This window comes from Streptomyces sp. NPDC058246 (assembly GCF_042881985.1).
Lineage (GTDB): Bacteria > Actinomycetota > Actinomycetes > Streptomycetales > Streptomycetaceae > Streptomyces.
Window position 1 is genome coordinate 50,903 of record NZ_JBHVWZ010000024.1, and the last position, 11,175, is coordinate 62,077.

The 11,175-nt window shown below is 70.8% G+C and carries 11 protein-coding genes; 7 read left to right on the forward strand and 4 right to left on the reverse strand.

The genetic code is table 11. The features are described 5' to 3' along the window. Nucleotides 1-51: 51 nt before the first annotated feature. Nucleotides 52-1,221: a thiolase family protein gene (locus ACFVXA_RS28915; RefSeq protein WP_362027687.1), complete on the forward strand. Its 1,170-nt coding sequence runs from the start codon at nucleotides 52-54 to the stop codon at nucleotides 1,219-1,221. 19 nt (nucleotides 1,222-1,240) lie between these two features. Here the strand turns inward: ACFVXA_RS28915 and ACFVXA_RS28920 are convergent, their stop codons facing one another. Next, on the reverse strand, nucleotides 1,241-2,023 hold the full coding sequence (locus ACFVXA_RS28920; protein ID WP_362027684.1) for a VTT domain-containing protein: 783 nt from the start codon (nucleotides 2,021-2,023) through the stop codon (nucleotides 1,241-1,243). A gap of 49 nt (nucleotides 2,024-2,072) precedes the next feature. On the opposite strand from ACFVXA_RS28920, the gene ACFVXA_RS28925 reads away from it, so the two are divergent. The 4 genes from ACFVXA_RS28925 to ACFVXA_RS28940 all read left to right on the forward strand — a co-directional run bounded on the left by ACFVXA_RS28925 (nucleotide 2,073) and on the right by ACFVXA_RS28940 (nucleotide 6,615). Further along, complete coding sequence (locus tag ACFVXA_RS28925; protein ID WP_389468228.1) at nucleotides 2,073-2,807, forward strand: DNA alkylation repair protein; 735 nt, start codon at nucleotides 2,073-2,075, stop codon at nucleotides 2,805-2,807. 441 nt (nucleotides 2,808-3,248) lie between these two features. Beyond that, nucleotides 3,249-4,427: an elongation factor Tu gene (tuf, locus tag ACFVXA_RS28930; protein WP_384399836.1), complete on the forward strand. Its 1,179-nt coding sequence runs from the start codon at nucleotides 3,249-3,251 to the stop codon at nucleotides 4,425-4,427. Nucleotides 4,428-4,676: 249 nt separating this feature from the next. Then, nucleotides 4,677-5,519, forward strand: coding sequence for a patatin-like phospholipase family protein (locus ACFVXA_RS28935; RefSeq protein WP_383746092.1), 843 nt, complete (start codon nucleotides 4,677-4,679; stop codon nucleotides 5,517-5,519). A 250-nt stretch (nucleotides 5,520-5,769) separates the two neighbouring features. Next, entirely contained in the window at nucleotides 5,770-6,615 is an 846-nt protein-coding gene (locus ACFVXA_RS28940; RefSeq protein ID WP_390027461.1) for a spermidine synthase, read from the forward strand. Between the two features lie 167 nt (nucleotides 6,616-6,782). Here the strand turns inward: ACFVXA_RS28940 and ACFVXA_RS28945 are convergent, their stop codons facing one another. Both ACFVXA_RS28945 and ACFVXA_RS28950 read right to left on the reverse strand, forming a co-directional pair. Then, on the reverse strand, nucleotides 6,783-7,826 hold the full coding sequence (locus ACFVXA_RS28945; RefSeq protein WP_390027463.1) for a hypothetical protein: 1,044 nt from the start codon (nucleotides 7,824-7,826) through the stop codon (nucleotides 6,783-6,785). Nucleotides 7,827-7,891: 65 nt separating this feature from the next. Further along, a complete protein-coding gene (locus ACFVXA_RS28950; RefSeq protein WP_390027466.1) occupies nucleotides 7,892-8,869 on the reverse strand; it encodes a hypothetical protein in 978 nt (325 codons plus the stop codon). A gap of 85 nt (nucleotides 8,870-8,954) precedes the next feature. On the opposite strand from ACFVXA_RS28950, the gene ACFVXA_RS28955 reads away from it, so the two are divergent. Beyond that, complete coding sequence (locus tag ACFVXA_RS28955) at nucleotides 8,955-9,392, forward strand: DUF4442 domain-containing protein (protein WP_384024258.1); 438 nt, start codon at nucleotides 8,955-8,957, stop codon at nucleotides 9,390-9,392. A 114-nt stretch (nucleotides 9,393-9,506) separates the two neighbouring features. Here the strand turns inward: ACFVXA_RS28955 and ACFVXA_RS28960 are convergent, their stop codons facing one another. After that, the gene (locus ACFVXA_RS28960) at nucleotides 9,507-9,956 is read right to left on the reverse strand and encodes a MarR family winged helix-turn-helix transcriptional regulator (RefSeq protein WP_390027468.1); all 450 of its coding nucleotides are present in this window, start codon (nucleotides 9,954-9,956) and stop codon (nucleotides 9,507-9,509) included. Nucleotides 9,957-10,033: 77 nt separating this feature from the next. Here ACFVXA_RS28960 and ACFVXA_RS28965 point away from each other — a divergent pair, with 77 nt between their 5' ends. Then, a complete protein-coding gene (locus ACFVXA_RS28965) occupies nucleotides 10,034-10,861 on the forward strand; it encodes an SDR family oxidoreductase (protein WP_362027662.1) in 828 nt (275 codons plus the stop codon). Nucleotides 10,862-11,175: the final 314 nt, after the last annotated feature.

An 11,175-nucleotide genomic window follows, 5' to 3' on the forward strand; every position in this document is an offset into this window, starting at 1 on the left:
CGAACTCACTCATCGCCGGTTCCCTGACCTCAGAGACCTGAGAGGCATCCCATGCGTGACGCCGTGATCGTCGAAGCCGTACGCACCCCCATAGGCAAGGGCAAGCCGAACGGCTCCCTCGCCCATGTCCACCCCGTGGAACTCCTCGCGCACACACTGCGCAGCCTCGTCGAGCGCTCAGGGGTCGACCCGGCGCTGATCGACGACGTCATCGGCGGCACGGTCGACCAGGTCGGCGAGCAGGCCATGAACACCACCCGGTACGCCGTGCTCTCGGCCGGGTTCCCGGAGACGGTGCCGGCGACCACGGTGGACCGCCAGTGCGGCTCCTCCCAGCAGGCCGTCCACTTCGCCGCCCAGGGCGTGATGTCCGGCGCGTACGACATGGTCGTCGCCTGCGGTGTGGAGTCGATGAGCCGCGTTCCGATGTGGTCGAACGTGCCGGCGGGCAAGGACCCGTTCGGGCCCGGGGTCGCCGAGCGCTACCCGGAGGGCCTGGTGCCGCAGGGCATCAGCGCCGAACTCATCGCCGCCAAGTGGGGCATCTCGCGCGAGCGGATGGACACCTTCGCGGTCGGTTCGCACCAGAAGGCGGCCGCGGCGTGGGACAACGGCCTCTTCGACGCCGAAGTCGCGCCCCTGGACGCAGTGACCCGGGACGAGTGCGTGCGGCCCGCCAGCACCACGGAGATCCTCGCCGGGCTCAAGCCCGCCTACTACGACCCGGCCTTCGGTGAGCGTTTCCCGCAGATCGACTGGTCCGTCACGGCGGGTAACGCGAGCCCCGTCAACGACGGCGCCTCGGCGGTGCTCATCACCTCGAGCGAGACCGCGGCCCGGCTCGGGCTGCGGCCCGTCGCCCGGCTGCACAGCTTCGCCGTCACCGGCTCCGACCCGCTGCTGATGCTCACCGGCGTCATCCCGGCCACCGAGAAGGTGCTGCGCAAGGCGGGCCTCGGCCTCGACGACATCGACCTCTTCGAGGTGAACGAGGCCTTCGCCGCCGTCGTCCTCGCCTGGCAGCAGGAGACGGGCGCCGACCTGTCCAAGGTCAACGTGCACGGCGGAGCGATCGCGATCGGCCACCCGCTCGGCGCGAGCGGCACCCGCCTGACGACCACCCTCGTCCACGCGATGCGGGCCCGCGGTGCCCGCTACGCGCTCCAGACGATGTGCGAGGCCGGCGGACTCGCCAACGCGATGGTGCTGGAAGGGCTCTGAGCCGTTTGGGGGGTGGGGTCTACCGGTGACCGCGCAGATGGTGGCGTTTGCGCCAGGCCACCACCGCTCCGACCAGGGCCGGTACGGCGATGAAGCCCATCGCGATCAGGAAGGCGGGCGACGTCGGCGCCGAGGCCCGGGCGCCGGCGACGGCGTACGCGGCGGTGTTCGGGATGGAGCCGAGCGCCGTCGCGAGGAGGAAGGGCAGCCAGCCCATGCGGGAGACGGCCGCGCAGTAGTTGGCGGCCCAGAACGGCACCCCGGGGAACAGCCGGGCCACCATCATCGAGCGGAAGCCGTGGCGGCTGAGCTGCCCGTCCGCAGCCTTCAGCCAGCGGGCGCGCAGCAGCGGACGCAGCGCCTCCTGGCCGAGGATCCGACCGAGCCCGAAGGCGACACCCGCGCCGAGCACCGTGCCCACCAACGCGGTGCCCAGGCCCAGTTGGGAGCCGAAGAGCGCGCCCGCCGCCAGATTGAGCAGCGGCCGGGGCACGAACGCGACCGTGCACAGCCCGTACGCCCCGGCGAACACGACGGCGGCCGCGGCACCGCCGAGCTGCGGCGGCCAGCCGTCGGCGAGCAGCCGCTGCGGTTCGAAGAGCAGCACGCTCGACGCGGCCGCCAGGAGCAGCACCACGAGCAGGGAGAGCCGCGACCAGGGCGAGAGCAGAACTCTTGTGCACCGGGCGGTCAGGCCGGTGGGGTCGGCCACGGCGAACTCCGTGGCGATGGAGAACTCCGTGGCGGTGGCCGGGGGAGTGGCCGTGGCGGTGCCCCCAGAGCGGGTGGTGGCATCGAGCATCCGGCGACACTAACCGACCAGTGTGTGTGATCGCCGTATGGTTCGTCTCATGGGCGTCACAGCTTCCGGAACGTCGGGTGCGCGGTTCGAGGTGCCGAACAGCGCGCTCGCGGACACGGTGCTGGCACGGCTCACCGCCACATATGCCTTGGCCGCCGATCCGGTCCGTGCCGTGTCGATGCGCGCGTACATGAAGGACATCGCGCCCTTCCTGGGGCTGACCACACCCGAGCGCCGGGCTCTGTCGCGAACCGTCCTCCAGGACACCGGCCGCCCCGGAGAGGCCGACTGCACAGCGCTCGCCCTGCGCTGCTGGGAGCTGCCGGAGCGCGAGTACCACTACTTCGCCGTCGACTACCTGCGCCGCCACGTGAAGCGGTTGTCGTCGGGCTTCCTGCCGGTGGCGCGCCACCTCGTCGGCACGGTCTCCTGGTGGGACACGGTCGACGCGCTCGCCTCCCACGTGGTGGGAGGCCTGGTGGCCGCCGACCCGGGGCTGAGGACCGACATGGACGCGTGGATCGAGGACGGCGACCTGTGGGTCGCCCGTACGGCCCTGCTCCACCAGCTCCGCTTCAAGGACGCCACCGACACGGAACGCCTCTTCGGGTACTGCGTCCGCCAGTCCGGGCACCCCGACTTCTTCATCAGGAAGGCGATCGGGTGGTGTCTGCGCGAGTACGCGCACACGGACCCGGAGGCGGTACGGGACTTCGTCGCCCGGGAGCGCGGGAGGCTCGCGCCGTTGTCCGTGCGCGAGGCGCTCAAGAACATCGGGACCTGAGGTCTACGTGAGGCCACCTACCTGACGCCTACCTGAGGCCACCTCCCTGACGCCTACCTGAGGCCTGTCCGAGTCACCTGAGGCCTCTGAAGCTCCTGAGGTTCAGGTTCCCAAGGCCCCTGAGGGACCAGGGGAACCACCAGTAACCCTCGACTGGCGCTCGCGAAAAACCATTCGACGTGGGCGGACGCGCGGGCGATGATCTCCTCATGTTCCGGTACGCCTTCCTCCTCGCAGCATCCGCAGTCGCGGATGCCCCGAAGGCTGCCGTCCCGATCATCGTGGCCGCTCTCGACGGCGCCCGAAGCTGACCCTTCCCGGATCGTCCGGCGGACCCCGCAGGGGGAGGGTCGGCAAGTCCTCGGGGTCCCCGTCCCGGCCCGTACGCGCCGGGGCCATCACTCAGTTCCGCTGACACTGAAGAGGCTTCGAGGTACAGCCATGCCCAAGACGGCATACGTGCGCACCAAACCGCACCTGAACATCGGCACGATGGGTCACGTCGACCACGGCAAGACCACCCTGACCGCCGCCATCACCAAGGTCCTCGCCGAGCGCGGCTCCGGCAGCACCACCCAGTACGTTTCGTTCGACCGGATCGACCGGGCGCCGGAGGAGGCCGCGCGCGGCATCACCATCAACATCGCGCACGTCGAGTACGAGACCGACACCCGGCACTACGCGCACGTGGACATGCCGGGCCACGCCGACTACGTCAAGAACATGGTCACCGGCGCGGCGCAGCTCGACGGGGCGATCCTCGTCGTCTCCGCGCTCGACGGGATCATGCCGCAGACCGCCGAACACGTGCTGCTCGCCCGGCAAGTGGGCGTCGACCACATCGTCGTCGCCCTCAACAAGGCCGACGCGGGCGACGAGGAGCTCACCGACCTCGTGGAGCTCGAGGTCCGCGAACTGCTCTCCGCGCACGGCTACGGGGGCGACTCCGTACCCGTCGTACGGGTGTCCGGCCTCAAGGCCCTTGAGGGGGACCCCCGTTGGACAGGGGCCATCGACGCGCTGCTCGACGCGGTGGACACGTATGTGCCGATGCCCGAGCGATACCTGGACGCGCCGTTCCTGTTGCCCGTCGAGAACGTGCTCACCATCACGGGCCGCGGGACGGTCGTCACCGGTGCCGTCGAGCGCGGCACGATCCGGGTCGGCGACCGTGTCGAGGTCCTCGGCGCGGCCGTGGACACGGTGGTCACCGGCCTGGAGACCTTCGGCAAGCCCATGGAGGAGGCGCAGGCGGGAGACAACGTGGCGTTGCTGCTGCGTGGGGTGCCGCGCGACGCGGTCCGCCGCGGGCACATCGTCGCCGCGCCCGGCAGTGTCGTACCGAGTCGGCGTTTCTCGGCGCAGGTGTACGTCCTGTCGGCGCGCGAGGGCGGACGTACGACGCCCGTCTCCACCGGCTATCGGCCGCAGTTCTACATCCGCACCGCGGACGTGGTCGGCGACGTCGACCTGGGCGAGACGGCGGTGGCACGGCCCGGCGACACCGTCGCGATGACGGTGGAGCTCGGACGGGAGGTCCCGCTCGAGCCCGGTCTCGGCTTCGCGATCCGCGAGGGCGGCCGGACGGTCGGTGCGGGGACGGTGACGTCGGTCGGCTGATGCCGGTCGGATGACACGGGTGGCTGATGTCGGTCGGGTGACCCGCGTGCCTGAGGTCGGTCGGTTGAAACCGGTGCCTGATGCCGGCCGGGTGACACCGGTGCCTGATGCCGGTCGGACGAGGCCCGGCCGACGTCCGCTCGCGCGACGCGGGTGCTCGCCCCTGAAGCGGGGCGGGCACCCGTTCGTCCGCATGTCAGTGCCGTGCGCGAGACTGATCGCAGACGGTGTCGTGGAGAGGCGGGAACCATGGCGGGCAAGGCACTTGTGCTCGGCGGCGGAGGCATCAGCGGGATCGGCTGGCTGTCGGGAATGCTGTACGGATTGGCGGAGAGCGGCGTGGACCTGTCCGACGCCGACCTGGTGATCGGCACGTCCGCAGGCTCGACCGTCGGCGCCCAGCTCACCTCGGGCAAGCTGACACTGGAAGAGCTCTACGAGCGCCAACTCGCCGCGCCCTCGGGAGAGATCGCCGGGCGTCTGGGCGTGTCCGTCTACCTGAGTTTCGCCTGGGCCACGCTGACCTCGCGTACCCCCGAGGCGTACGGCCGGAAGGTCGGTCGGATGGCACTCAGGGCGGACACCCCCTCAGAGGCGGTACGCCGCGGGGCGATCGAAAGTCGCCTCGTCTCGCCCGAGTGGCCCGACCGCCCGCTGTGGATGCCCGCTGTCGACACGGCGACCGGGGAACTGCGGGTGTTCGACCGGAACAGCGGTGTCGCCCTTGTGGACGCCGTGGCCGCGAGCTGCGCCGTGCCGGGTGTCTGGCCGCCGGTGACCATCGAGGACCGCCGCTGGACCGACGGGGGTGTCCACTCCCCGGCCAATGCCCATCTCGCCGCCGACTACGAGCGTGTGGTCGTCCTCGCCCCGATGGCGGCGGGCGGCGGCCCCCTCGTCTCCGCCGCGGAGCAGGGCCGCCGGCTCGCCGAGCACGGCGCCCGCGTCGCCGTCATCACGCCCGACCGTGACGCGAAGCAGTCCTTCGGACGCAACCCCCTGGACCCCGCGATCAGAGCGGCCGCCGCCCGCGCGGGGCGGAAACAGGCCTCGATCCATGCGGCGGAAGCCACCCGGGTGTGGCGGGGCTGAAACGGGGGCTGCCCCGGCCGAGGGCGTGGCTTCCGGGACGGGCGTGTGTCGTCCGGGACGGGGACGAGGGCTCGTCCGCCTCACAGACGCGGGCTCGGCCTTTTGGCGAACGCCGGGGCCTCACCGGAGGAGGAGGGCCACGCAAGCTCGGGGGAGGTGGGGCAGGACGTCTGTGCGGGAGCCGCTTCCGGTCGTCTCGGGGGAGGCGGCCCTGACCCCCTGAGGGGTGGCAGGACGGCACAATGGAGGCGTGGAAGAGCCGATACCCGTGACACGGGCAGTGGATCACGGGACCGCGAAACTGATGCCGGACGTCGACCGGAAGCGGGCGTGGCTGCTGACGGTGGACGGGGCGCCGCAGTCGTACGTCGATCTGGACGCGCCGACACACCTGGAGTTCGAGTACGCGCGCAGGCTCGGGCACGTCCTGGACACGGTGGTCGAACCGGGGGCGGCCCTGGACGTTCTGCACCTCGGCGGAGGGGCGCTCACCCTGCCCCGCTATGTCGCCGCGACCCGCCCCGGTTCGCGACAGGACGTGGTCGAGGCCGACCGGGGCCTGCTCTCCCTGGTCCGTGAGCATCTGCCCGTGCCCGAGGGCGCTGGCATCACCGTGCACGGCGGGGACGCCCGGGCCTGGCTCGAAGCCGCCGCACCCGAGTCCGCCGACATCCTGATCGCGGATGTCTTCGGCGGCTCACGCGTCCCGGCGCACCTGACCTCCACCGCGTACGCGCGCGCCGCCGAGCGCGTGCTGCGCGCGGACGGCGTCTACCTGGCCAACCTCGCCGACGCCGCGCCCTTCGCCTTCCTCCGCTCCCAACTCGCCACGTTCTCGACGGTGTTCGAGGAGCTGGCCCTCATCGCCGAACCGGGTGTCCTGCGCGGCCGTCGCTTCGGCAACGCGGTGCTCGTGGCTGCCCACCGTCGCCTCGACACGGCCGCCCTCGCCCGCCGCACCGCCTCCGACGCCTTCCCGGCGCGCGTCGAACACGGCCCCACGCTGCGGGAGTTCATCGGCGCCGCCGAACCCGTCGGCGACGAGAACGCGGTCCCGTCACCCGAGCCGCCCGACGGAGCCTTCAGCATCGGGTGACACGTCGGCGGAACGCCCGGTCAGGAGCCGGACTCGCTGAACTGCGCGAGGCCCGGCACCGGCGTCGCCCTAGCCACCGGCTTGATCGGCCCAGGAAGGGCGGCGCGGGCGTCTCGGGGACGCGCCGAGCCGCCGTACGCGGTCAGGGGCCCGAGCGGCCGTGCGGCTCAGGAACCCGTCGGGTCACCGTGCAGGCGTACCGTGCTGAGGATCTTCTGCACGGTCGCGTCCGGCACCTCATCGGACACGCCCTTGGCGCCGTAGAACGTCCAGGAGACGAAGTCGCCCACCGAGTTCTTGAAGGCGAACGTGGTCGCCTTGCCGTCGGAGTCGCACTTGCCCTTTTTGGGGACACCGCTCGAGTATGTCGTCGCGACACTGCCCTTGACGCCCGAAGTCGTCGTGTACGGCTTGGGCTTGCCGATGGTGAGCAGCTTCTTGGAGGCGTCCTTCTGGTCGGTGTAGCCGCCGAAGACCCACCACGCCGAGTCGTTGCGCGCGGGGTCGTCGGTGTTCTTGGCGCCGCTCTGCCCCTTGGTGCCCGCGGCGGCCAGCGCGGTGTCGTTCTTGTACCCGTCCTTGTTGTCGTCGGACGTGCACCATTTTTCCTTGAGGAACGCGGGCGCGGACATGCCGATCAGTGAGGAGCCGTCGCCCTTCTTGTCGTCCTCGAAGCCGATGAAGGTGCCGGGAGTCTTGACGTCCCAGTCCGCGGGCACGTCGAAGGCGGTGCCCCACTTGGGGTTCACCACGACCTTCCAGCCGGCGATCGTCGCCTTCTCCTCGCTGCCGCCGCGCGGGTTGTCGTCACCGCCGCTCGCACTCGGCGACGTGGAGGCCGACGTCGTGGGGGACTTGGACGGGTCCCCGCCCGCCTTGTCGTCCTTGCCGCCGCCCAGGACGAGAAAGCCGGTGACCCCGGCCGCGATCACGACGGCGGAGGCCGCGACGATCGCGGTTATCTTCGTCTTGTTGCCGCCGTCACCACCGCCGTTGCCCCCGGGAGCCTGAGGCGCGCCGAGGGGCTCCGCCGGCGTTCCCCAGGGCTGCTGCCCGTACGCGCCCGGCTGTTGGGGTCCCGGCTGCGGGTACCCGGTCTGCTGGTATCCGGGCTGCTGGTACGGATTCGGCTGCTGGTACCCCTGCTGCTGGTACGGGTTCTGGTCCTGCGGGTTCTGCTCGCCCCCGGGCGGCTGCTGTCCTGGCCACATGGGCAGTAACCTTAGTGCCGCCCGTGACATGTTTCAGTCACTGCGATTCGTCAGCCATGTATCGGTCAGGACTCGGACGGGGCCTTGAAGAGGCGGACCGTGGCCACGATTTTCCGCACCGTCGCGTCCGGTACCTCCTCAGACACCCCCTGGGCGCCGAAGAACTCCCACGACACGATGTCGCCGGAAGGGTCCTTGAAGGAGAAGAGGGTGGCCTTCCCGTCGGTGGCGCACTTTTTCGACTTCTTCACACCGGCCGAGGACGCGGTGGCCAGACTGCCCGTGATGCCGGAGTTCGTCGTGTACGACTCCACCGCACCGGACGTGACGAGCTTCTTGTCGGGCTGCGCGAAGGCGCCGTAGACCCACGTCGCCGCATCGGCGCGGGCGGCCTCCTCGGGGCTCTTCGCCCCGTTGTTGCGCTTGGTTCCGGCGCCCGCGAGCATCGAGTACTCCTTGGTGCCGTCCTTGTCCTCGTCGGTACCGCACCACTTCTCCTTGAGGAGAGCAGGGGCTCCGACCCCTACGAGGGGCGTGTCAGCGGGATCGTCGTTCGCGGAGACGTACGTGACCCAACTCGTCGACTTCAGGCCCCAGTCCGCGGGCACGTCGAAGGCGATGCCGCGCTGAGGATTCACCACGGCCTTCCAGCCGGCGACGGTGGGCTTCTCGGCGTCGCCGCCGGCCCGGGGGCCGCTCGCCGGACTCGACTGCCGGGACGGGGACTTGGTCGGCTCGGGATCGGTCCTGTCGTCCTTGCCACCGCCGAGCAGGACGGCTCCGGTCACTCCCGCGGCGATGACGACAGCGGCGGCCGTGACGATCGCGACGACCTTCGTCCTGCCGCCGCCGTCGCCGCCCGGCGGGGGAGGTGCCGCGGGTGTCGTGGGACCTGCGGTGGCCGTCGGCGCGTTCCACGGCCCCGGCGGCTGTTGATAAGGGTTGGGCTGCTGATATCCCGGCTGCTGGTAGGGATTCGGGTGTTCGCCGCCGTGCTGCTGCGGATTCTGCCCGCCCCCCGGCGGCTGCTCTCCTGGCCACATGAGGCGTAACGATACGGCGATCATTCGCGGACGCTGGTCAAGGATTACTACTGGCGGGTAACATGCTGGCATGAGCGCAGACCAGATGACGATCGGCGAGATGCTCGCCGCCACCGTGCCGATGGCCCGGACCCTGAACCTCGAGTTCGTGGAGACCACTCCGGAGAAGGCCGTGGTGGCGCTGCCGGACCAGGGCGACTTCCACAACCACGTCGGCGGACCGCACGCCGGAGCGATGTTCACGCTGGGGGAGTCGGCGAGCGGGGCGATCGTCCTCGCCGCGTTCGGGGGGCAGCTGTCTCGTGCCGTGCCGCTCGCGGTCAGCGCCGAGATCGCGTACAAGAAGCTCGCGATGGGTCCCGTCACGGCCACCGCGACGCTGGGCCGCCCCGCCGCCGAGGTCGTGGCCGAACTCGACGCCGGTCAGCGCCCCGAGTTCCCCGTCGACATCGCCATCCAGCGCGAGGACGGTGCCGTGACCGGCGAGATGAAGGTCGTCTGGACGCTGCGCCCGAACGGCTGAGCCGGGTAGCGCAGTACCGCTACCAAGGGCCCTGACCTGGGGGATTACCTCCGGTCGGGGCCCTTGGTCATACTGCGGGCGGGCGAGGGGGCGCCGTCGGTTGCCGGCATTCCGTCACTCCTTGAGCTTGAGCAGGATGCGGGCCAGCTCCTCCAGCTCGGCCGGGTCCAGTTTGTCCGTGAGGGCGGGAGCCAGAGCTTCGCGGCGGGCCTGGTCCGCGCGTTCGAAGAGGTCCCGGCCTTCCGGGGTGATGCTCACCTCGACGGACCGGGCGTCGATGGCGGACGGGGCGCGGGTGACGAGGCCTCGGGACTGCAGGGAGTCGATGACGCGGGAAACCTGGCTGCGGCTGATCGGCGCGCAGGAGCCCAGGTCGGTGGCCGACAGCGGGCCGCCCTGGTGGTAGAGCCAGAGCAGCACCTCGAACCAGGAGGCGGGCAGACGGAAGTCCTGTTCCAGTCGGGCGCTCGCACGTGAGGTCAGGTCGCTGCTCACCCCTACGAGGCGGTAGTACGCGTGGTCCTCGACCGCCAGTACCGCCTGCTTCAGCTTGATTTCCGTCACGAGGCGAGTCTACCCGTTTGCGTGCGTGCGCACACAACCATAGTATGTGTGTGTACACGCAATCATGGAGGCTCGTCATGAAGATCGCCCTGGTCACCGGCACGTCCACCGGCATCGGCCTGGAAACCGCCGTACTCGCCGCGAAGGCGGGCTACAAGGTCGTCGCGACCATGCGGAACACCGACAAGGCCGCAGTGCTGCGCGAGCGGCTGCCCGACGTCGACGTCCGCCAGCTCGACGTCACCGACCCGGAATCGGTCCGGGCCTGCGTCGACGGCGTGATCGCCGACCACGGTCGGCTGGACGCCCTGATCAACAACGCGGGGGCCGGCCACCTGGGCACCATCGAGCTGGAAAGCGTCGACGACGTCCGCGACGTGATGGAGGTCAACTTCTTCGGAGTCGTCCAGGTGACCAAGGCCGCGCTGCCGCACCTGCGGGCGGCCAAGGGGCGCCTGATCACGGTCACCAGCGTCGGAGGCGTGGTGGGCCAGCCCTTCAACGAGGCCTACTGCGCGGCCAAGTTCGCGGTCGAGGGCTGGATGGAGAGCCTCGCCCCGGTCGCCGGCAGGCTGGGTGTCGCGGTGAGCGTGATCGAGCCCGGCGCGGTGGCCACCGAGTTCGTCGCCAACGTGCACGCCGATCGGGACATCGAGGCCCTGGTCGCCGGAGCGGGCGACTACCAGCCGGTGCTCAACGGCTATCTGGCCCGCATCCAGCAGGCGTTCTCCACGGCGCAGCCGGCACGTGAGTGCGCGGAGGTCGTGGTGGACGCGCTGACCGCCACCGAGCCCGCGTTCCGCTATCAGAGCTCCGCTCAGGCGGCCGGATTCACCGGCGTCAAGCTCGCCGACGCCGACGGCTCGGCCGTACAGGCCGTCACCACGTCATGGCTGGGGGAGTGAGCGCGAAGGAGCTTCCGCCCGCCAAGGGGCCGACCGCACCTCACCGCCGTTCGGCCCCTCGCCTCGCTGCGCAAGCCGCACACCGACTTCCCCTTCGGCGCGCCCCACGTCCACGATGAGTGCCACGGTCCATCAGGAACAGCCGTGCGACCTGTGGGACGCCGCCACGCTTCGCTGACAGGTAGGCTTCCCGGCGTGCGCCCGGGTGGGGGCGCCCGCGGGAATTCAGCGGGCCAGGCCGTACGCGGAGCGGGTGGTGCACTCGATGGTCGCCCACGGAATGCTAGTGACGGGGGGGGCGGTCGGCCGGGGGT